This window comes from Tautonia marina (assembly GCF_009177065.1).
GTDB classification, from domain to species: Bacteria; Planctomycetota; Planctomycetia; order Isosphaerales; family Isosphaeraceae; genus Tautonia; species Tautonia marina.
The window spans coordinates 24,233-45,272 of record NZ_WEZF01000012.1; the positions used below are offsets into that span (position 1 = coordinate 24,233).

Genomic DNA, 21,040 nt, shown 5'->3' on the forward strand with positions numbered 1-21,040 from the left:
CATTACGCAACGTCAGTGTCGTGACGATCACCCGCCGTCCGAGAGGCTTTAGGCCTCGTCGCGTTGATCGAGAAGCGTCGACCATCGAGACTCATGGGGAGGAACGGATTCATCACGATCGGTTGGAGGTGCATCCTGTCTGGCGGGAAGCCGCGCGCCGCAGTTGATGCAAGAACGTTCTAAGCTGCTCAGGCGTGAGTTCTCGGGCTGATTCAGAGGAGTTGTGGGGTGCCCACATCGGGGGCAGCGCAGAACATCGAGCTTTCCTCGAAGGACGAGTGCCACTTCGTTGAGCGCGATCAACCCACCGACCAGAACGATCAGAAATGCGAGGAGATCGACCGGAAGACCTCGGCCGGTCGAAACGCTCGCTCCAATGTCCCAGACCGTGACCGCGGCGATCGCGAGAATGGCAACGCGACTTGCAAGGGCAGACAGCCAGAGCAGGCGCGCGACCAGCCGATCGCGGACTGTCTGTCGAGCCAGCATCACCTGAGCCACCAGCGCGAGCGCAATCGGGATCATGATAGCTTCGAGAAACAGGACCTGGACAATCCCATAGTGCGCGACCGCATTCGAACGAACGACAGGAACGATGCACGCCAGGGCCGCCGCCGCAAAAAACGGAATGGTGAGCAGTTGACCAAGGGAGAGTCGAGGCTGGCCCCACGACTTCATCACTCGTGCCCCGAAATTTCGAGATCCCCTCGGGATCGCAAACCGACGAAAATTGGTGTGATGTCATTCGCTCGACATTTGGGTTGCCAAGCCGCAAGGAAAACGTGATCTGCGTTCCGACGCATCGCAACGCCGACGAACGTCGTGAGCCACTTCAGAGCGCTTTCCAAAGAAGGGGGAAAAGCATTTGCAGGCTCCTCGACGATCCAACCCTGCCACATCCGCAAGCCTCAGTTCGGAACTGTACCCGGTTGAAACGAACAGAGCGAGCGGACATACGACAGGCTGCCGTCATTGGCCCACCCGTCAAGCTGGGCCGGGTCTTTGAGTTGCTGACCGCGAGCACGATCGACCGCAAGAAATGAGCAGGGAAGATCAGGAAGTGCGGTCAAATCTCCCCAGAGTTTTTCAAACTGAACGACTGGGAAGACGTCTTCTTGCGCGTGTCCCCATCGCCGCTTGACGTCCTTGATGGTCACGTAGGTTGGAACACGAGCGGCCATCGATCGGATGGCCGAGGCGACACGATCCGGGTTTTCTCTGAGGTCAGCTCGATTTAGTCCGAAGGCGGAAAGCAGACCGTCGATGTGAACCCAGGTGGTCATGGAATTGTAGTAGCGGAGCAAGAATTCGACCTCTTCACGAGGTTGGGCCAGTCCTTCCAGGAGCCGAAGCCGGCCATTGACCCGGGCCAGACCGCCGCCGCGATCGTCGAGCCGTCGGGCGATGACCTCAAAGATCAGGGTCGCTCCTGACTCTCGAACCTTGGCGAAGATTCTTGGATCAAGGTCAGCGCCGAGCGTATCGATGTTGTGAACGAGCAACCATTGAAGGTCCGGGAACTGATCGAGCAGCCCGGCGAGAGTTCCGTTGCGGAGAAGGTTCGGAACCTCGTAGAAGTGCCCGGGGGGATTGAATCGCTGAAGCGGGACATTATCGACGTAATCAGCGCCTTCTCCCTGAGACTGAGCCCATCCAAGGATCGCGCGTCGGGACGCCTCACGAACCTTCTGCTTGTTTTCGTCAAGCGTTTCGTGAGCCTGCTCCTCCCAGAGGAACGTCAGATCGCGCGTCATTGGTACTAATCTCTGACCGATGGACTGACCACGAGACAGGACAACCGGTCCGTGGTGTCCGTAGTTCCGGGTCATCTGCAGGTGATGCTCGATGGCCGCGTGGGTCAGGTAACTGGTCGTCACCACATGAGGGATGGTGACGCCGTATCGCTGCATGGCTTGCCGCGTTTTCGCAAGGTGAATCTCGAGGAAGCTGCGGTGGGTGCCGTCGAGCATGACGAACGGATTGACGGCCTTCACCACCCCGGCTCCCGTCGTCCACCGGCTGCCAACTCCGGCGGCAAGACTGACCACGGCGATCTCGCCCAGCTTGGCTCCGAGAGGCGATCGGTTGGGATCGTCATTCAGGGATCGGGCGTCGATCAGATCGTCGTCCTGAACATCGCGGATTTCGGTATCGACGGGCAATCGATTGCGAGCAAGACCGATCCGACCGCGTTGAAGGTCCTCTCGGAGTTGTTCGTGTTGGACAGAGTCGAAACCGTTCTCTCGACGGATACGATCGGCCTCGGCGTTCCAATCGGCTGAGGTTGGATCGAGCGCGGATCGAGGAACAGGAAAGAGGGTATTGATCGTCGTTCGGAAGAGCCGAAGCAGTTCGGTGGTGTCGGCACTCTGAGAGGCAAATCGGTCGATATCGACCCGGCGCTGGGGATGAACCTCGGTGTGCCCCTGCGTGATCATCCGGGGAATTTGCAAGGAATAATACCGAGGGGGCATCAGCGCCGCCTCGTCCTCAAGAACTTCGGCGACCGTGCCAAGCGGGTTGATGGCGAAGTCATACACCACCGGCTCCATGGCGAACGGTAAGGCATCGTCGAGGCGATGTTTGACCCGTTTCAGAATGGCCAGGGCTTCGGATCGAAAGGCATCGCGACGGTGGGGAGCGACGAAAAACGCCATGCCACCGCCGGACATACCGCCGAGCATCAAGAAACCCCAGAAATCCTCGCCCAGATGGGCTTTCGCCTCCGCGATGATCGATTCGGTGAATCGGTTCGTGACCCAGGGAATGATGCGTTTAAGAGGTCCGTCCCAGTTCTGGGTGGTCAGTTTCCCGAGTGTCTGGACATCGGCCGATTGAACGGCCGAAACGATCCCTTGGAAAATCTGGAGGGCGTCCTGACGAGCTTCCCACTCCTCCTGGCCTCGCAGGAGATATTTCTCGGTGACCATGTTGAGAATTGGCCCGACGTTCTGAGCCATTCCGCCATGAACCAGCACCAGGCTGCGAGCCAGAGCGTCATGGAACTGTTCCCCAGCTCCCTTCTGGTCGAGCAAGGTATGCTTCGGAAGCAAGCGTCCCCGGCTGATACCGTGTTCGGGATCGCCCTCGCTTGCGGGAACACCTTCGATCAGCTTGATGCCGGGGAAAATGCCTCCCGAATCCTGCCACCCGCCTCCGGAACCGCCGAGCCACTCGCCGAGAATCGCTCGGGCGACAACGACTGGTGACTCTTCAGGATGCAGGGGGCCGGCCAACGCTCTCGTCTGGCAGGTCGCTCGCATCAAGAGGGAAATGAGCGAGGCCAAGAGGTTCGTCGAAACGGCGAGACGGGAACCCTTGGGAATGTCGTTGACCTTGCTGACAACCTCAAGTCCGTGACCGGGGCGGATGACACGGTCGAGAACCTGTTGCAACGTGGTCGAGGACCCTTCGAGCGACGGAGGAACCAAGCCCGAAGCAATGACCCCGGCCTTGACCAGGCCAAGATAGTCATTTCCAAAGTTAAACAACTCTTCGAGCGAATCAATATCTTTGGCGTCGTTGAGGTCGAGGCTGGAAAGCCTGAGGATCGGCTCGGCAATCACCCGGCAGTAGGTTTCGATCGGTGGCCTGGGCTGATCATCGCGACCGAAGACGCCGAGATCGACCGAGATGTTCAAAACCCTCGCACCTTCGGGAAAATCCATCCCCAAGAAGAAGATATCGGACCAACCGCTATGTGAGAGATCGAGCCGGACCGGCGTTCGCTCGACGAGGACCGGAAAGAGGTGGTCGTCTCCTTCCCGCTCCAGCAATTGCGAATGAAGGCGGAGCGGATGTTCGTCGGCCGAGCCGACGCGGAACATCCAGCGATTGCCCCGGCAACTCCGCACGGATCGCCGAACCTGATCCGCGAGTGTTTGCAGAGCGATCTCCTCATAGGCCCTGGCGAGGGCACTTGCGATCGTTCCGTTGGGGCCATCCCGGTGCATGGCGGCGCGAAAGGATGAGATCGCTTGCTCAAAGCGACGCTGCATGAGGTCGTCAACACCCTCGACCGGGATCCATCCGGTTGAGGGGAGGTCGGGAGCTTCCTGCAAGACGTATCGGTAGAGCGTATGAAGAAACAATGACGCACGGACACGTTCGTAGAGGTTGGTCGATCGCTTGCGAAACCGTTCCAGTTCCTCACAATGCGAGAGGATTGTGGAAGTTGGATCTCCTGCGATCAAGGACCGGAGGGAACGATCGCGAAGTTCCGGGTCGGTCGAGGTGATCGTCTCGATCAAGGATTTCGCGTCAGCCATGTGAGGTGGTCCGGTCCATCGTTCAAGAAAGAAAGGCCAGATGCGAGGCGAGAACAGCCGACGACCTCTCATGGAACTGGCCATTCGAGGGTCATGGGCTCAACGGGAACAAGAGGATGCCGTCGTCTCAAGAAGGGTGATTCACGGAGATCGCTGATCGGTCGCCTGCTCCCGCGCAACCGATTCGACGAGCATCGTCAGCAAGCGATCCCGGTCGGCTCCACTCAGGGCCAGTGCGAGTTGAGCTTCGACATAGCCGAACTTGATTCCGAGGTTGTGCCTCGACCCGAGTGTTTCGAGCGCGAGGTATTTTTCGCGATTGGCCAGACTGTTCAAGGCCGAGGTGAGCTGGATCTGGTCCCCATCTCGTTCGTCGCGACGCACCAGGTCGTCGAGCAATTCGAAGATGGTCGGCGTCAGCACATGCATGCCGAAAAAGCACAGGTAATACCCAGCCCGAAGCCCTGGAACCTGAAGACGAAGCTCGGCAAGGGTGGGATTGGGCTTCTCGAGAATCTCATCAATCTGATAGGCGTCGGTTCGGTCGTGCAACCGACGGCCGGTGAGGGTGCCGTACTGATGGATCAGGTGCTCGCGCGTTGCCTGAACCGCGGACACGGCGCAGGACTCGGAGGAGGCAAGCTCGATCAGTTGACGGGCACACCTCCGGGACTCTCGGGAAATGTAGAGATGATCACCGAGCAACAAGAGGAACGGATGGGGGCCGATAAACTCTCGGGCGCACCAGACCGCGTGGCCGTATCCTTCGGGCTCTTGCTGCTCGACAAAGCGAATCCGGGAATCGAGTTCACCGACCTTTCGAATCTGTTCTTCCGCCCACGAGACGCCGCGAAAGGCCGACCGGAGATGATCGGCGATGGAACGAAATTGCGATCGGTAGCGGGCCTCGTCACCGGGAGCCGAAACGACGCAGATTTCCTCGATCCCGCTGTCGAGCGCTTCTTCGGCGATGATTTGCAGAAGCGGCTTGGTCAAACCATCCCGATCGACCAGGGGGAGCATTGTTTTCTGGACCGTATCGGAAGCCGGATATTGCCTGGCACCTCGACCGGCCGCCGTGATTACCGCCTTACGAATCTGCACAACTCCCCCTCCTCGCCGACCATCTCTCTGGACCGGATTCGGGCGTTCATTTTCTCTGGCTCAATCCGATCCGGAACCGATGAGTCACCATACTCTCGACCGGTCTATCGGGACAAGGGACCAGACTCTTGACGACCCACGAGCCGTCCTGTAATATTGCGAACGTCTTGTTCAGGGGATGTAGCTCAATTGGTTAGAGCACCGGCCTGTCACGCCGGAGGTTGCGGGTTCGAGCCCCGTCATCCTCGTTCGAATCGCTTATGCCTCGGGTTCGCCCGGGGCTTTTTTTTTGCGATCATGTTGATCAACGCTGTCCGCACGGAGCGGTGCCGACACCCGTCGGATGATGGGTTTCTCCCAACTGGGAAACGTGACCTCCCCACGTCTCCTGGGGCTGCGGCATCACCAAATGACGTGCGGCTTACCGGTTAAGGCGAACGAAGGCCTGAGCCATGCGGCCCCAGGACTTGTCGTCGCATGTCCTCGATAGCTCGTTCCAGGAGTTTCCGCGATGGACGCGTCATACGGCGACATCTCCAAGATGATCGACCATTCGCTGTTGAATCCCACGCTCACCCTGACCGACCTGGAACGAGGCTGCCGGCTGGCTGTCGCCTACGATGTGGCGAGCGTCTGCATCATGCCTTATGCGATGGCCCGTTGTACCGAGCTTCTCTCGGGCAGCACGGTTCAGCCCAGCACCACCATTGGTTTTCCACACGGTGGTCACACAACGACCGTTAAGGTGGCGGAAGCCGTTCAGGCCATTGCGGACGGCTGCCAGGAACTGGACATGGTCGTGAACATCTCGAAGGTCCTCAGCAATGCCTGGGATGACGTTCGGGAGGACATTCGCGCCGTGATCGACGTGGCTCACGCAGAGGGTCGCAAAGTCAAGGTGATCTTTGAGAATTGCTACCTGACTGACCAGCACAAGATTCGTCTCTGTGAACTCTGTGGTTCACTCAACGCTGACTGGGTGAAGACCTCGACCGGATACGGTACTGGTGGGGCGACTCGGGAGGATTTGCAGCTGATGCGAGCGCATTCCCCGGCGCATGTTCAGGTCAAGGCTGCCGGAGGGGTGCGGGATCTTGACACGTTGCTCGATGTCCGGTCGCTCGGCGTGACTCGCGTGGGAGCGAGCCGAACCGCAGAGATCCTGGACGAATGCCGACAACGACTTGGGCTCCCACCGATCTCGTCCGCTGATCTGCGAGAGGGGTCGGCAACCGGATATTGATTCCGCGACGTTCGGGAAAATCGGCAGAGATCGATTTGTTCCGCTAGATGATCAACGTCCGAGCCTGGGTCTGCTCTGCCGATCGAAGGACCTGCCACCAAGCGGAGGCGGGTTCATCGGCTTCGCATCGAATGCGCTCCTCTCCCCGTTCGGCGATTGCGACAACAAGTTGACCCGATCCGGTCGACGCCTGGTGAGTTGTCCAGCCTCGTCGATGCAAAAAGACTCGAGCCGCAAAGGCTGGAGGAAGCCCGACCAAATCCGAATCGAGGACTCCGAACATGCGTTGGTTGGAATGGAAATGAGGCAGCATCCGTAGTGAGGGTTTCCCCCCCTCCCTGGACCACGACTCGACAGCCACTGGTGGAAGATGATGAACCATCCCCATCCCTTTGCCGTCGTGTCGAAGGAGCTTCCACCCAGGACCGAATGGTCACTGAACAGCCTTGAGACGTGAGAGTCACTCGCGCAATCGAGTCGGATTCTCTCTGTTCATCGTCATTGAGCTTCGAGATCGATCAGGGAGAGTTCACAACAGGAGGAAGGATGCCCTCCGAATCGTTCCGAAACGTCCTCTTTCCAACAGGGGCAGATTCGATCTTGTAGGAAGGGTATGGCCTCTACGCAGGGTCAACCGGTTCCGAGCGGGCTCCGGTTCTCGTGCGCCTGGACTGATTGTCGCTCAAGGAGGTACTGAGTCGCACCGAATTGGAGCCGCTGGTGCGATCGCCAGGCCGCACTGATCACCGCCCCGGCCGGGAGGAGGCTGAGAAACACTCCAAACCAGGGGGCCCCAAACAGGGTGAACACAACCAGAACGATCCCGGCACTCCCCATCGTGACGACGGAGAGGGCGATCGTCGATTGTCGGTAGCGCTCCAATTGCTCCTCGATTGGTTCCGCATCGAGCCGGAGTCTGGGAAGCCGGCGTTGCCATTCGCGTTGGCGCGAGGGCCAATCCAGGCTCGACGGCTCCGATCGGGATTCTGATGCAGGGAGAGTCATTGCTCAGTGAACCGAGACTTGGGGACGCGGCGGCCACTCGCTCGACTGCTGTCGTGAGACGCGGATCGCCGTTTGTTGGATCGAAGCGGAGCTTCATGGTAACCGAACCGGGAGACCGCGTTCGATGCCGCAGCGAGTCAATCAAACAGGGTCCACCTCGGTCGATCAGGTGGGGAGGGTTCGGGAAGCGCCAGGAGCCGCCGAAGCTGTCGGACCGTCTCCGGAGAATGCCCAGCGTAGTGATTGTTCGCGAACACGAAGACCGGCGCGTGTAGGGACAAGCTTTGGATCAGATCGGCGGTCTCGGCCAAATCGGCCGAACGATCGAGAACAATCCGGTCCCAGGTGGTGGTGACCCGTTCGATTCCCTGGCGATCGCCCAGCAAGCGGATGAAAGCGAAGGGGCCGGTCAGGGGGTCGAACTGATCGGCGACCTGTCGAGGGGTCGGCATCCAGGACTGTTCCGTGAGCGTCAAGGCCGCGCCGTGTGAGGTCAACACGCTGGCCAACTCGGAGTTGATCCATCGGGCATTGCGCACTTCAACCGCCAGGGGAGTTTGCCCCGAAGGCCAACGAGTCAGAAACGTGTCGAGTACCTTCAGGAACTCCGACTGGGTTCCGAAGGCCGACCGATTGAAGTAGCCCATTTGCAGAAGCACGCAACTGAGCTTCTCGCGGAGTCCGAGAATCGAGGAAACGAAGCCTTCGACCTCCTCCTCACAATTTTTGAGCAGCTTTTCATGCGTGATCGAGCGAGGGGCCTTCAAAGCGAAGCGAAATGCGCTGGGGGTCCGTTCATACCAGGAGCGGACCATGCCCGGAGTTGGAGCGCGGTAAAAGGTGGAATCGACCTCGACGATTGGAAAGCGATCGGCGTAATAGGAAAGCGTCTCGCTGGTATGAAGGCCAGGGGGATAGAAGACGCCCTCCCAGTCGGGATAACTCCATCCACTACAACCAATCAGAATGGGGTGGCTCGGGCTCGTGGTGTTCATACTTCCATGATAAGCAGACACCAGTTGCCTCGAACAGTCCTCTAAAGTCAGGGAGTCTTCGAAGTCTTGGGATGCCCCTAAATCGTTCGGGGCACTTCCAATGTTCGCTCAGACGACAGGTCTTCCGAATACCTGAACGTAATAGGGCTGTCCGATCCCGTTTCGAGCGATCGCCACGCCGATCTCCGTGTACTCGTCTGAGAGGATGTTGTCTCGGTGTCCATCCGAGCTGAGCCATCCCTCCACCGCGAGCGAGGGTGTTGCGTAGTTGAATGCGAGATTCTCCGCCAGGGCGGCGAATTCGTACCCGACAGCACGAGCCCGATCGGCGAGTGTGGGCGTACTGGACTCGGGGAGGACGTGGGAAATTCGATTCAATTTCGCCATGTTCTCCGCTTGAATTCGACTGGCTCGTTGCAGTGATTCACTGACGACCAGTGACGGCAGTCCTACCTTAGCTCTCTCCTGATTGGTCTGGGAGACGATGGCCCACTCATCAAGGGTCAGTGCAATCGACGACGGAGGCGAACTCGAGAGCGGCGTCGATGAGTCGCCCCCGGGGAATCCCTCGTCCGGGTCGAAGGTCGGTAAGGGATAACCTCCCAGCGAAGGCGGTTCCGCGATTCCGTTGATCACGTTCCAGCCGGGACCACCTACGATGACATCCCCGAAGCCTCGACCCTCGATGATGTCATCCCCCGGTCCCCCCATGATCGTGTCGTTGGCCGAACTGCCGAGCAGCGTATCACTTCCCTCGCCACCGTCGATCCAGACGGACATCAAGGGGAGACCTCGGTCGTGGATCGTGACGAGGTCGTCGCCTGCGCTTGCATTCACAGCGACCAGATCAAATCGCGTGGCCGGGAACCATCTGGGAATGCCGGCCACCCGAACCAATGGGATGGTCTGGGCCCCCAAGCGAAACGGTCGAATGGTCACGTCGATCTCGTCGTTGCCTTCGGTTCCGACCACGAACAGAACCCGATCCTGGATTGCGACGGACGGAGCCGAGGAAAGAAGAACACGATCATCGAGCAATTCCAGTCGGGGCTGCATCCTTCGGCGTCGTTCGCGATGAGACACAGGCCCCCCCTTTGATCGTGTGACGAAAGTATCCCTGAGGAACCCTGTGGGGTTCGGCATCCGCTCGGAAGAAGGCCAAGGGAGAAATCAACCTTGGCCACGGCGACCTCTTCCGACCGCCAGGAAGATGCGGAATCGAAGCAAGACTGTCAACTCAATCGTCATCAGAAGCGTTTGAGCCCCAGGAAACCGGGTTGGCTTGACCATCGCGAGCGCCTACTCTACGATGGACAGATGTTGACGCAAACCCCGGCCAATACGGCCGATCCGACGACCGAGCCTTTCCGAGGGTCGCCCGACGTGACCATCATCCTCAACGGCGAAGAACGCACGTTTTCCGGACCACTCAGCGTGGCCGAGGTCCTCAAGCATCTGGAAGTCCGGCCTGAGTTTGTGGCCGTCGAGGTCAATCGCGTCCTCGTCCCTCGGGCACGCCATGCCGAGGCGGTGCTGGACGAAGGGGATGAAGTCGAGGTCGTGACGCTCGTAGGGGGGGGTGCCCCTGAGGCCGGTGCGTTCGGTCCCGACGAGTTGACGATCGGATCGCACCGATTCCGAAGCCGTCTGTTCGTCGGGACCGGCAAGTACGCAACGCTGGAACTGATGAGGGATTGCCTCAACGCAAGCGGAGCGGAAGTCGTGACCGTTGCCGTTCGTCGCGAAAGGCTTTTTGACAAAGAAGGGCGGAACCTGCTCGATTACCTCGACCCGGCTCGCTACACGATCCTTCCCAATACCGCCGGCTGCTTCAACGCCGAGGAAGCGTTGCGTACCGCGAGGCTTGGGCGTGAGTTGCTCGAAGGACTCGGGAATCCCGGGGCCGACTGGGTAAAACTCGAAGTCCTCGCCGACCCGAGAACCCTGTTGCCCGATCCCGTCGCCACACTTCAGACCACCGAGGTGCTGGTCAAGGACGGCTTCACGGTCCTCTGCTACACCAGTGACGACCCGGTGATGGCGAGGCACTTGAAGGCCGCCGGCGCGGCGTCCGTCATGCCGGCGGGAAGTCCGATCGGCAGTGGTCAGGGTGTGCTGAATCCCAACAACATCCGGATCATCCTGGAGGACCTGAAGGGAAATGATCCCGATTATCCGGTCATCATTGACGCCGGTGTCGGCACGGCAAGCGATGTGGCCATTGCGATGGAACTTGGCTGCGACGGCGTGTTGCTGAACACGGGGATCGCCTCGGCCACCGATCCCCTCCGGATGGCCCACGCCATGCGCCTGGCCTGCGAGGCCGGCCGCCTTGCAGGCGGGGCCGGTCGGATTCCGAAGAAGCTGTATGCGACCGCATCAAGTCCGACGGAGGGGATGATTCATCGGCCTTAACTCGGACGATTCCGAATGGGGAACACGACAACGGCGGTTCGGATGGAATTGAGCGTCGCGGCCGACCTCGTGTTTCCTGATCGAGGATTTGAGGATCAAGAGAGGGGACTCGGGTGCTTGATGCCGAGGAATCAGCGTGGAGTCCCAGCAGTCTTGAGGAAGATGGAGTTGTCAGGAATCACCGCCGACTCCTCCTCTGGTCTGCCAGCGCCTCGATCGCCTGGATTGTCTTCGAAGTGACCGCAAATCCCGTTCACGCGGTGGCCGTCGGGAGTTTGAAGCCGACAATTAGTGCGATCGGAACTGTCGTCAGCGGTCCTCGCCAAGAAACGAACCGGGCGAAGCGAGTAGCTGAGGCATTGTTTGAGATTGCCTGGGGACTCTGGCAGTCGACAGGAATCGCGCTCGGATTGATGCTCGGAATCGTGATCGGAATCTCAATCCTCACACACCTCATGCAGCTCCCCGCTCAAGGGGAGGCTCCTGTCGAGTTCGTGACTGCGGCGCTTGTCATGCTTTTTGGGGCTGGTCTAGCGACGATGGTGACGATGGCGGCGATCGTCGTCGCAAGACAGGGTCGGGTAAGGGCCTGGGTTGGCAGATCGCGCAACCGGGTGCCGCTGGTTGCGATGCTTGGACTCCTCGGGGTGATCTTCTCGGTCTCGGTGGCGATCTGCTGGGTTCCTTTGGTTTCCCCTCCGAATGCGGGCTGGTGGCTGCCGGTCATGATTGCTGTTGAAGTGCTGTATTTTTGTGTCGCGCTACCGATCATCGTCCTCTGGAGCCGTGATGTGATGGTCAATCGGATCACCGCTCGCTGGCCAGAGGACTCATCCTGGGTTGATTCGCGCGATTCCGAGGCCCTGTGGAATCCCGATCCGTGAAGACGAAAGGTCGGTCGGGAGGCCGAACATGACCGAACTCAAATTCAACCCGGCCCCGATCCTTGGCCCCGGAGGAGCCGTCAACCGTCGGATGCCAGGCTACGAGGCTCGCCCCGAGCAACTGGCGATGGCCGAGGCAGTCGCCCGGGTCATCGGCGAGAGTGGCCACCTTGTCGTTGAGGCGGGCACCGGGGTGGGCAAGAGTTTCGCGTATCTTGTCCCCAGCATTCTCGCGGCGGCCGGGGGGGGGAAGAAGGTTGTCGTCTCGACCCACACGATCAGTCTCCAGGAGCAGTTACTCCAGAAAGATCTGCCCTTTCTTCGAGCGGTCATGCCGTGCGAATTCACGGCGACCCTGGTCAAAGGACGATCGAACTACGTCAGTCTTCGTCGCCTGGAGTCGGCCGGTGGAAGGGCATTGGCGACCTTTCAGCATCCGGACGAGTTCGACCAGTTTAGCAGCCTGAAATCGTGGGCAAGGGAGACGGAGGACGGAAGCCGTTCGGATCTCAACTTTCGGCCGCTGTCGGCCGTCTGGGATGCGGTGGCGAGTGAAAACGGCAATTGCCTTGGGAAACGCTGTCCTCGATTTCAGGACTGTTACTACTTCAAGGCTCGCCGACGGATGCGAACGGCCAATATCCTGGTCGTCAATCACGCCCTCTTCTTCAGTGACCTGGCCCTTCGGGCCGAAGGGTTCGGTCTGCTTCCGGATTACGATGTGGTTGTCTTCGATGAGGCCCACACGCTTGAGGCGATCGCGGGAGATCATCTCGGGCTCCGGATTACGTCCGGTCAGGTCGATTACCTGCTCGGCAGACTCTACAACGAGCGCACGCGAAAAGGGTTGCTCGCCCACTTCGACCTTGACGAGGCAATCGATGCGACTCGACCCGCGCGGATTGCCGCGTCGGCGTTCTTTGCCGCCATCATGCGATGGCGAGAATCCGAAGGTCAGCCGAACGGTCGACTTCGCCGTCCGATGGGCCTTCAATCGGAGCTGCCCGAAACCCTCAGACGACTGGCGAGTGCAATTTTCGAGGGGGCCAAGGAGATCGAAGACGAAGGGCAGCGGCTGGAGCTGACTGCCGTCGGCGACCGCTGCGATCTGACGGCCATCAGCATCGATCGTTGGCTGGAGCAATCCGAGCCGGATGGGGTGTACTGGGTTGACCTTGAGGGAAATCTCCAGAAGCGCCGGGTTTCCCTCGCGGCGGCACCGATTGAGGTTGGTCCCGTCCTGAATCGACTCCTGTTTCAGGAGGTGCCGACCTGCATCCTCACCTCAGCAACGCTCTGCTCGGGGTCGCCGCCTGACTTCCGATTCATCCGGAACCGACTGGGACTGAGCAGTGGGCAATCGCTCCAGCTGGGAAGTCCCTTCGCGTACGAGGATCAGGCCCGTCTTCATCTGGTTCGGAACATGCCCGACCCTTCCGACGACCCGGCCGGGTTCGAGCGCGCTTGCCTCCGAGCCATTCCCACGTACCTTGAGAAAACCGGGGGCCGGGCCTTTGTTCTCTTCACCTCGTATCGCTTCATGGAGTCGGCCGCGAAAGCCTTGCTTCCCTGGTTCATCGAACGGAACATTCCGCTTTATTCGCAGAGCGATGGACTGCCCCGATCGAAGATGATCGAGTCGTTCCGATCCAACCCTGGAAGCGTTCTGTTCGGTACCGACAGCTTCTGGCAAGGGGTGGATGTCCCGGGGGAGGCCCTGGGGAACGTCATCATCACCAAGCTCCCGTTCAGCGTGCCCGAACGACCGTTGCTTGAAGCGCGTCTTGAGGCGATTCGAGCGCGAGGCGGCAACCCCTTCCTCGAACACCAAGTTCCCGAGGCCGTCTTGAAGCTGAAGCAAGGCTTTGGACGCTTGATTCGTTCAAGAACCGATCGGGGGATTGTGGTGATCCTTGACCCCCGAGTCTTGACCAAGCCCTACGGCCGAGCTTTTCTGGATGGGCTCCCGGATTGTCCTCGGATGATCGATACGCTTCGACCGAATTGATGACCTGCGTTGATGGCGGATGGGTTCCCGAGCGATCGAAAGGGTTGAGATCTCTCGGGGTGAGCGGTCCGGCGATCCCTAGGATGAGCTGACTTTGAGCGGTACAATTCTGCGATTCAGATACAGGGTCGATCGGTTTGCCCGTCTCACCTGACCGTCGGCCCGTTCCGTTTGCTTGCCTCATCGGATCGTCGCGCCATGCTCGCCAAGCGGATTATTCCTTGCCTCGACGTCAACGCGGGCCGTGTTGTCAAGGGCACGAATTTCTTGAATCTTCGAGACGCCGGAGACCCGGTTGAGGTGGCCGCTCGCTATGATGCCGAGGGAGCGGACGAACTGGTGTTTCTCGATATCACGGCCAGTCACGAAGGCCGAGGAATCATTCTCGACGTGGTCCGTCGGACGGCGGAAGTCTGTTTCATGCCGCTGACCGTTGGTGGCGGAATCCGGACCCTCGACGATATTCGAGCGCTTCTGAATGCCGGGGCAGACAAGGTTTCGATCAATTCGACGGCGGTTCGTGATCCTGAGTTTGTCCGTTCTGCTGCTCGGCGATTCGGAAGCCAGTGCATCGTCGTGAATATCGACCCGAAACGGGTGCAACGAGGCGATCAGGAGGTCTGGGAGGTGCATATCAACGGTGGGCGCATCCCAACCGGTCTGGAGGCGGTTTCCTGGGCTCGCGAGGTCGAGCGACTCGGGGCCGGCGAGATCGTTCTTACCAGCATGGATGCCGACGGCACGAAGAACGGGTATGATCTTCCTATGACGCGCGCGGTCAGTGATGCCGTGACGATTCCGGTGGTCGCTTCCGGCGGTGCCGGGCATCCGGAGCATCTGCGAGCCGCACTGGTTGAGGGAGGAGCCGATGCGGCCCTTGCCGCAAGCATCTTCCACTATCGAGAATTTACGATTGCCGAAACAAAAGCCTATCTCAGCCGCCATCACGTTCCCGTCCGAGAGTTGACCGGAGTGTGACAGTCGCACGTCGATCGCAATGGGGTGTGCCATGTTCAGGCCCCGTTGACCTCCTCGATTCCCATGATTCCAACTCGTTCTCACCCCATCCCACCGATCCCCTGAACGATTGCCCCGGTCTCACGTCCCAGGAGAACCTCCATGGCCACCGGTATCGATGCCCAGACGATCGAGCCTGTCAACCCGAGCGAGCCGGAAGCCAACAAGCTGTTCCGGATGGTGATGAAGCACAAAGGTTCCGATCTTCACCTGAAGGTCGGCGTCTCTCCGGCGATGCGGTTGACCGGCGTACTTCGTCAGATGCAGCTTCCGCCGCTCACCACGGCAGACATGGAACGATTGATGTTCCCGCTGCTGACAGCTCGGCAGAAAACCATCCTGGAAGAGGAAGGCGGTGTCGACTTCGCCCACATCGTGACGGATCCGGATGGGATGGAGACCCGCTTCCGCGTGAATCTCTTCCGACAACGAGGCAAGCTCAGCCTGGTCGCCCGCCGGGTCAACAATCAGGTTCCGGACTTCGAAGGACTCGGATTGCCTCCTGTGTTGGCCGAAATCGCCAGTCACGACCAGGGAATTGTGATCCTGGCGGGTGTCACCGGTTCCGGAAAATCGACGACGATTGCCTCAATGCTGGAGTACGTCAATTCTCGAGAACGCTGCAATATCGTGACCATCGAGGATCCGATCGAATTCACGTTTGTCGACAAGAAATCGATCGTCCACCAGCGAGAGGTTGGTATCGATGTCATTGACTGGGATACGGCCTTGAAGCACGCTGTGCGACAGGACCCGGATATTATCCTGGTCGGTGAGATGCGTGACCGCGACACGTTCAATGCGGCCATGCACGCGGCCGAGACGGGCCACCTGGTGTTCGGAACGATTCACGCCTCCTCGGCCCCTTCGACGATCGGCCGTATTCTGGACCTGTTCCCGAGAGACATGCACCCGGCGCTGCGGCAGTCAATGGCCTTCAACCTCCAGGCGATCATCGCACAAAAGCTCTTGCCGACGGCCAAAGACTGGGCAGAAAAGACCGGCCAGACCCGGATACCGACGTGCGAGATCATGCGCACCAGCCCGACCGTGCGTAAGCTGATCCTCAACGAAGAAGACGGCAAGCTCGGTGACGCGATCCGGATCGGCAAGGAAGATGGGATGCAAGACTTTACCGAAAGCCTCAAGCAACTTGTTCAGGCTGAAAAAGTCGAACGAGCGACGGCCTTCGAGGTCGCTCCCAGCCCCGAGGCGTTGAAGATGGCGTTGAAGGGGATTACCATCGCCCAGCCTGGAATTCTTTAACACGGAATTCGGAGGGGAACGTCATGGTCGAGGTTCCCCTTCTGCCTGCCCCGGTTACGGTTCTCGGATTCCCAATGGTTTTCGACGCTTCGGAGTTCCACTTATGATCCGCCCGCGCCTGGTCCTGGCGATGATTGCCCTGGCGCTTGTTGGCCTCGTGAACGGGGCCGAGGCAGCCGAACTGCCGGGGTTGCTTCTGGCCCAGTCCGCGGCCATCAACACCCTCCGAGGTCCTGGTCTGTACCTGAACCTGTTCAAGTTTGTTCCGGTCGTCCTGATCTATCTTGCCTGGGTCAAGACGGTGGACTGGGTGGACGACGATACCCGGGAACTGCAGAACATCCGGTTCGAAATGTGGAACTCGCTGGTCTTCTTCAGTGGGATTCTCGGATTCCTGCTCGTCTGGATCATCCCGTTCTATCCGATTGGCCTGGTTCTCCTCCTGATTGCCTATCTGGCACCTTCGTTAACGTATGCCTACTCAAGAAATCAGACTGTTCCCGATGATGAGAAGGTGCTGACGCCCTATCACTTCGGCGAGTTGATCAACGGATTACTGAAACGTCGTATTTTTAATGTCGAGCAAGGGACGGACTATCACGGGGGGCCGCCCATCACGTTCATGGGGAAGTCGTCTACCGGCAAGGTTGACGAGGACCGAGTGGCCAAAGCCGAGGGCTCGCCTCAATTCATTGGGGCGAAGGAACTGGTCTACGACGCAATCCTCCGCCGAGCGACCGACATCCACCTGGAGCCGAGTCCCGACCAGCTTGCCGTGCGCTACCGGATCGACGGCATCATGCACGCCGCCGAACCTTTCGATCGCTCGACCGGCGACGCCGTGATCAACATTTTTAAAGTTCTCTGCGCCATGGACATCTCCGAAAAGCGCAAGCCTCAGGACGGCTCCTTCGCGGCGAAGTTTGAGGGACGCGAGATTGATTTCCGAGTCGCGACCTCCGGTTCGAAAGCCGGAGAGAAGCTGGTCATGCGAATTCTCGACAATGCCGCCTCGGTTGGCCGGCTTGAAGAAGTGGGGATGCGACCGAAGATGGTGGCGTCGATTCGCGAGATCGTAAACCAGCCTCACGGAATGTTCCTTTGTTGTGGACCTACCGGCTCGGGCAAGAGCACCACGCTTTATGCCTGTCTTCGAGAGATTGACCGCTTTCAGAAGAACATTATCACGGTCGAAGACCCGGTCGAGTACCACATTGACAACGTCACTCAGATCGAAATCAACACCAAGGCGGGTCAGACTTTTGCCCAGCAGTTGCGGTCGATTCTGCGCCAGGACCCCGACGTGATCATGATCGGTGAGGTCCGTGATCAGGAGACTGCGACAATCGCCTGCCAGGCAGCGACGACCGGTCACATGGTCTTCTCGACCGTCCACGCCAACGACACGGTGACGGCCCTCTTTCGAATGCTCGACCTGGGGGTCGAGCCCTTCATGATCGCCAACTCAATCACAGCCATCCTCGGTCAGCGGCTCGTCCGACTGCTCTGCGAAACCTGCAAGGAACCCTACAAGCCCAAGGCAGAGTTCCTGAAGAAGGCAAACCTTCCTCCTGACAAGGTGGACGTCTTCTACCGTCCTCCCAAGGAACCCGAGCAAGTTTGCCCAATGTGCGGCGGCACAGGCTACATGGGCCGAACCGGGATTTTCGAACTCTTGCTGATTACCGACCCCATGCGCGAGTTGATTCGAGAGAATCCCTCGGTCAAGGCGATTAAGGATGAGGCGCGCAAGAACGGGATGATCTACCTGACCGAAGATGGCTTACGACAGGTGATCCAGGGACGCACCTCGATCGAAGAACTCATGCGGGTGGTCAAGTAACTCGGCCTCATTCTCACTCCATTTTCCGCCTCGAAGCGAGGTCCGAAGGGGACTCAACCGAATGGAAATCGTCGTTCACCTCGGCATCGTGGCCGTGCTTCTTGGACTGACCTACACGGTCATGAGCGAAGGGCTCTGGGGTGCCGCTCTCGTTTTTTTCAACGTGTTGTTTGCCAGCGTCATCGCCTTTAACTTCTATGAGCCCCTGGCGACCTTGATCACGGAAAATGCCGGATCGTGGTCGTACGGATATGCCGATCTGGTGTGTCTGTTGGTCCTGTTCCTGGTGTCGTTCGTGGTCCTCCGTCTCACGACCGATTCTCTGGGACCGACGATGATCCGGTTCCCGATGCCGGTCTTCCACGCCGGTCGAATCGGGTTCGGGCTGGCGGCGGCCGCGGTGGCCACCTCGTTCATGATTCTGGTCTTTCACACGGCGCCGGTCCACAAGAAGATTTTCAACGTGGTGGGTCACGAAACCCGCCCTCCGTTTGGCATGGGACTCGACCACCGCTTCCTTGCCTTCTTTCAACACACGACCGGCTATCCGTTCTCGACCTACGATGAAACGGCGATCGATCCGTTTGGCGAGTTTGAGAACAAGCGTGTCTTCGATCCCGAGGGCCGCTGGCTGATCGACCAGGAAGATGCTCGGCCGTTCGGAGAAGGCTGGCGGCAGGAAATGACCTCGCAAGGAGGCACTGACGCTGCTCCAAACGGTGCGTCACCGGGAGGAGAACTCCAGCCCGGAATGCCAGGAGGAGGCGGTCCAGGGATCCCCGGGGGCCAGGCAGGTGCCGCCGCCGGGCTCGCTCCGACGAATACAGGATTCTGAAAGCTGGGGATCGAGGTCAATTCTCCGTCTCTCGATCCTCATCACGCGCTTCGGATTGTCCCTCACCCGTTCGAGCGATCGCTTGCTGGGCCTCTTTGTGGAAAGGGTCGGTCCGGATTGCATTCTGATACCAGGCCCGGGCTTGTGGCAAAAAGCCGATCGACTCACAAATCCTACCGAGTTCGAGATAACGTTCAGCATTGGGATTCCCGTCGAACGAAGGAAGCTGGCTTAACAGATTGTTGAGCTCGTTGACCTGGTTGAGTTGCTCAACCACCTCGGACGCTTCCTCTTGCCTTCCGGATTGATTCAGGGCCTGGGCCAAGCCGGAAAGTGCCTCTCGGTCATTCGGTCTGAGGTCGAGGGCTGATCGATACGACTTCACCGCGGACTTGGGATCACGGAGCTGGAGTTGCAACTTTCCTCGAAGCAGCGCAATGCCCGCGTGATTCTCGGGAGCATCGGCCAGTAATTTTTGAAGGGCGGGGACGTCCCCTCGTTCCAGGGCAAGACGACCGAGAGCGGCTCTTGCGTCGGGATCTGAGCGATCCAGGGGAGCGAGAACCGTGGCCGCGTCCTCAAATCGCGTGAGTTCGAGGAGTGCATCGGCCAGGGCGATCCGAGAACGAAGATCTTCGGGGTCAGCCTCAACAGCCCGGGAGAGGGTCTCGACGATTTCCTCGGGGGTCCATTGCACTCCTCGAATAAATGACCAGATGAACGCCTCGTTGGCACTCAATGGCCCGAGCTGAGACAGGCGACGAAACGTTTTGTCGATCTCGTCAGATTGCGACCGAAAGCCATAGATATAGATCAGCTCACGGTAAGCTTGCGTCAGGGTCGGGTCGAGTTCGATTGCCTTGAGGAAAAAGTCCTCGGCGATTCTCATCCGGTCGCGTCGCAATTCGAGTTGTCCGGCGAGAAGCTCAGTCTGAGGGCGGAGGGGACTTGCCTCGGGAAGTTTGGCAAGGATGGCAAGCGCGTCGTCTGTTCGCTCCCGAGCAATCGCGACCTGGGCAAAAAGCATCTGATCCGAATCCGTCGGCGGGCGAAGCTGAGCAAGCCGTTTCGCGGCGAGTTCGGCATCCTCGATACGACCGGCTTTCAGGCTTTGCTGAGCGTCTTGCCAGAGTCGGTCAGGGTCGGGGTTGGGTCTCAGGAGGAGAACGAGACCGAGGATTCCAAGAAATATCCCTCCGCCAAGAAGGAAAAGGCGTCTCTTCGACACAGGGTCATTGGACTCTTGAACGTGAGGTTCAGGAGAATCAGGAACCGTTCCGCCGGTTTGCTCGTGAACATTCATGATGCAATCAGGGAGCGATCGGATCGGGCCGAAGTCCGGTCGAAACACCTCGGAGGATTCTCACGATCGTCGAGAAATTCGTCATCCGATCGCGCAGGTGTTGCACAACACAACGATCCGGGGGTGTCTCGTGTGCTGTCATTGTCTCTGTCATCAGATTCATGGGCAAGAGTCGGTGATCGAATCAGGGAAGTTGCTTGAGTTCTAGGAGTTCAAACGTGGGAGGCTGCTCTCCCCCTGGGCGAAGTGGGCCGGGGGTCAGGCGGTAAGTTGCCACTTTCCTCGTCTGTGTCTCCAGGACAAACAGGGGCGCCCACCCCGTTCCGGTGCCCAGACCGACCTGACCGATGGTCATGGCAAATCGAGGTGTTGCCCCTCGAGGAGGCTGAAAGTCCGCGACCAGGTCTCGAACCGCGAAATCACCCAGAACCTGCGTGCCCGAAACCGTCTGTCGAAGGCTCGGTATGGTCGCCAGGAGTCTTCCACCAGAATAGTCGAGGAAATAAACCGCGTCGGTTGTGCTCAGTTGCTTTGTCACCCGATCCATCTCCACGGAGACAGGCCCCGTAGCGAGGATGGACTCACCCGAGCGATCCCCCTGACCGGCCCGGACACTCGGGGTAGAATACGATGCTGCAAGCCAGCCCATAATCAGGCCCCCCAGCATTCCCAGCACGCAAGGCACGAGGGATCGAATCGCCATGCTACCAACCCTTCAGCCCTCGAAGATCGTTCTGACACCTGGGGGGCATTCTGCGACCATCCGTTTCGTGGGTCCAGTGGAGAATCTGGCAATCCTTGAATGGTCCCTACGACTACTTGGTCTACTTTTGCTTGGGATTGGGTTCGTTCAG

16 protein-coding genes and 1 tRNA gene are annotated in these 21,040 nt (G+C 59.3%); 9 read left to right on the forward strand and 8 right to left on the reverse strand.

Annotated elements, in window-relative coordinates; translation table 11 throughout:
• Positions 1 to 48: 48 nt before the first annotated feature.
• The 3 genes from GA615_RS15300 to GA615_RS15310 all read right to left on the reverse strand — a co-directional run bounded on the left by GA615_RS15300 (position 49) and on the right by GA615_RS15310 (position 5,372).
• Positions 49 to 678 (reverse strand): hypothetical protein, encoded by a 630-nt coding sequence (locus GA615_RS15300; protein WP_152052184.1) that lies wholly within the window; start codon positions 676 to 678, stop codon positions 49 to 51.
• A 230-nt stretch (positions 679 to 908) separates the two neighbouring features.
• Entirely contained in the window at positions 909 to 4,268 is a 3,360-nt protein-coding gene (locus GA615_RS15305) for a UTP--glucose-1-phosphate uridylyltransferase (RefSeq protein ID WP_152052185.1), read from the reverse strand.
• Between the two features lie 141 nt (positions 4,269 to 4,409).
• Positions 4,410 to 5,372, reverse strand: coding sequence for a UTP--glucose-1-phosphate uridylyltransferase (locus GA615_RS15310; protein ID WP_152052186.1), 963 nt, complete (start codon positions 5,370 to 5,372; stop codon positions 4,410 to 4,412).
• A 174-nt stretch (positions 5,373 to 5,546) separates the two neighbouring features.
• On the opposite strand from GA615_RS15310, the gene GA615_RS15315 reads away from it, so the two are divergent.
• Both GA615_RS15315 and deoC read left to right on the forward strand, forming a co-directional pair.
• A tRNA-Asp gene (locus GA615_RS15315) sits at positions 5,547 to 5,620 on the forward strand.
• 263 nt (positions 5,621 to 5,883) lie between these two features.
• Positions 5,884 to 6,615 (forward strand): deoxyribose-phosphate aldolase, encoded by a 732-nt coding sequence (gene deoC / locus GA615_RS15320; protein ID WP_152052187.1) that lies wholly within the window; start codon positions 5,884 to 5,886, stop codon positions 6,613 to 6,615.
• A 630-nt stretch (positions 6,616 to 7,245) separates the two neighbouring features.
• On the opposite strand, the gene GA615_RS15325 is transcribed toward deoC, so the two are convergent.
• The 3 genes from GA615_RS15325 to GA615_RS15335 form a co-directional block, all read right to left on the reverse strand.
• Complete coding sequence (locus GA615_RS15325; RefSeq protein WP_152052188.1) at positions 7,246 to 7,497, reverse strand: hypothetical protein; 252 nt, start codon at positions 7,495 to 7,497, stop codon at positions 7,246 to 7,248.
• A gap of 260 nt (positions 7,498 to 7,757) precedes the next feature.
• Positions 7,758 to 8,636, reverse strand: a complete 879-nt coding sequence (locus GA615_RS15330) for a DUF72 domain-containing protein (RefSeq protein ID WP_152052189.1) — start codon at positions 8,634 to 8,636, stop codon at positions 7,758 to 7,760.
• Positions 8,637 to 8,723: 87 nt separating this feature from the next.
• Positions 8,724 to 9,671, reverse strand: coding sequence for a CAP domain-containing protein (locus GA615_RS15335; RefSeq protein ID WP_161602356.1), 948 nt, complete (start codon positions 9,669 to 9,671; stop codon positions 8,724 to 8,726).
• 327 nt (positions 9,672 to 9,998) lie between these two features.
• On the opposite strand from GA615_RS15335, the gene thiS reads away from it, so the two are divergent.
• The 7 genes from thiS to GA615_RS15370 all read left to right on the forward strand — a co-directional run bounded on the left by thiS (position 9,999) and on the right by GA615_RS15370 (position 18,883).
• The gene (gene thiS, locus GA615_RS15340; protein WP_390622238.1) at positions 9,999 to 11,030 is read left to right on the forward strand and encodes a sulfur carrier protein ThiS; all 1,032 of its coding nucleotides are present in this window, start codon (positions 9,999 to 10,001) and stop codon (positions 11,028 to 11,030) included.
• A gap of 548 nt (positions 11,031 to 11,578) precedes the next feature.
• The gene (locus GA615_RS15345) at positions 11,579 to 11,914 is read left to right on the forward strand and encodes a hypothetical protein (RefSeq protein ID WP_152052192.1); all 336 of its coding nucleotides are present in this window, start codon (positions 11,579 to 11,581) and stop codon (positions 11,912 to 11,914) included.
• A gap of 28 nt (positions 11,915 to 11,942) precedes the next feature.
• Positions 11,943 to 13,922: an ATP-dependent DNA helicase gene (locus tag GA615_RS15350; protein WP_152052193.1), complete on the forward strand. Its 1,980-nt coding sequence runs from the start codon at positions 11,943 to 11,945 to the stop codon at positions 13,920 to 13,922.
• A gap of 198 nt (positions 13,923 to 14,120) precedes the next feature.
• A complete protein-coding gene (gene hisF / locus GA615_RS15355; RefSeq protein WP_152052194.1) occupies positions 14,121 to 14,900 on the forward strand; it encodes an imidazole glycerol phosphate synthase subunit HisF in 780 nt (259 codons plus the stop codon).
• Between the two features lie 141 nt (positions 14,901 to 15,041).
• Positions 15,042 to 16,205 carry a type IV pilus twitching motility protein PilT gene (locus tag GA615_RS15360; protein ID WP_152052195.1) on the forward strand — a complete coding sequence of 388 codons (1,164 nt, stop codon included), beginning with the start codon at positions 15,042 to 15,044 and terminating at the stop codon, positions 16,203 to 16,205.
• Positions 16,206 to 16,308: 103 nt separating this feature from the next.
• Positions 16,309 to 18,048: a GspE/PulE family protein gene (locus GA615_RS15365; protein WP_152052196.1), complete on the forward strand. Its 1,740-nt coding sequence runs from the start codon at positions 16,309 to 16,311 to the stop codon at positions 18,046 to 18,048.
• A gap of 61 nt (positions 18,049 to 18,109) precedes the next feature.
• Positions 18,110 to 18,883 carry a hypothetical protein gene (locus GA615_RS15370; RefSeq protein ID WP_152052197.1) on the forward strand — a complete coding sequence of 258 codons (774 nt, stop codon included), beginning with the start codon at positions 18,110 to 18,112 and terminating at the stop codon, positions 18,881 to 18,883.
• 16 nt (positions 18,884 to 18,899) lie between these two features.
• On the opposite strand, the gene GA615_RS15375 is transcribed toward GA615_RS15370, so the two are convergent.
• Both GA615_RS15375 and GA615_RS15380 read right to left on the reverse strand, forming a co-directional pair.
• Complete coding sequence (locus tag GA615_RS15375) at positions 18,900 to 19,910, reverse strand: tetratricopeptide repeat protein (protein ID WP_161602357.1); 1,011 nt, start codon at positions 19,908 to 19,910, stop codon at positions 18,900 to 18,902.
• Between the two features lie 460 nt (positions 19,911 to 20,370).
• Positions 20,371 to 20,889, reverse strand: coding sequence for a hypothetical protein (locus GA615_RS15380; RefSeq protein ID WP_152052199.1), 519 nt, complete (start codon positions 20,887 to 20,889; stop codon positions 20,371 to 20,373).
• Between the last annotated feature and the right edge of the window lie 151 nt (positions 20,890 to 21,040).

Coding starts and splice junctions, on each gene's coding strand:
- GA615_RS15360 (WP_152052195.1), top strand. CDS start 15,042: ATGGCCACCGGTATCGATGCCCAGACGATCGAGCCTGTCAACCCGAGC.
- GA615_RS15350 (WP_152052193.1), top strand. CDS start 11,943: ATGACCGAACTCAAATTCAACCCGGCCCCGATCCTTGGCCCCGGAGGA.
- GA615_RS15370 (WP_152052197.1), top strand. CDS start 18,110: ATGGAAATCGTCGTTCACCTCGGCATCGTGGCCGTGCTTCTTGGACTG.
- GA615_RS15380 (WP_152052199.1), bottom strand. CDS start 20,889: ATGGCGATTCGATCCCTCGTGCCTTGCGTGCTGGGAATGCTGGGGGGC.
- hisF (WP_152052194.1), top strand. CDS start 14,121: ATGCTCGCCAAGCGGATTATTCCTTGCCTCGACGTCAACGCGGGCCGT.
- GA615_RS15345 (WP_152052192.1), top strand. CDS start 11,579: ATGGCGGCGATCGTCGTCGCAAGACAGGGTCGGGTAAGGGCCTGGGTT.
- deoC (WP_152052187.1), top strand. CDS start 5,884: ATGGACGCGTCATACGGCGACATCTCCAAGATGATCGACCATTCGCTG.
- GA615_RS15300 (WP_152052184.1), bottom strand. CDS start 678: ATGAAGTCGTGGGGCCAGCCTCGACTCTCCCTTGGTCAACTGCTCACC.
- GA615_RS15305 (WP_152052185.1), bottom strand. CDS start 4,268: ATGGCTGACGCGAAATCCTTGATCGAGACGATCACCTCGACCGACCCG.
- GA615_RS15375 (WP_161602357.1), bottom strand. CDS start 19,910: ATGCTTTTTGCCCAGGTCGCGATTGCTCGGGAGCGAACAGACGACGCG.
- GA615_RS15365 (WP_152052196.1), top strand. CDS start 16,309: ATGATCCGCCCGCGCCTGGTCCTGGCGATGATTGCCCTGGCGCTTGTT.
- GA615_RS15335 (WP_161602356.1), bottom strand. CDS start 9,671: ATGCAGCCCCGACTGGAATTGCTCGATGATCGTGTTCTTCTTTCCTCG.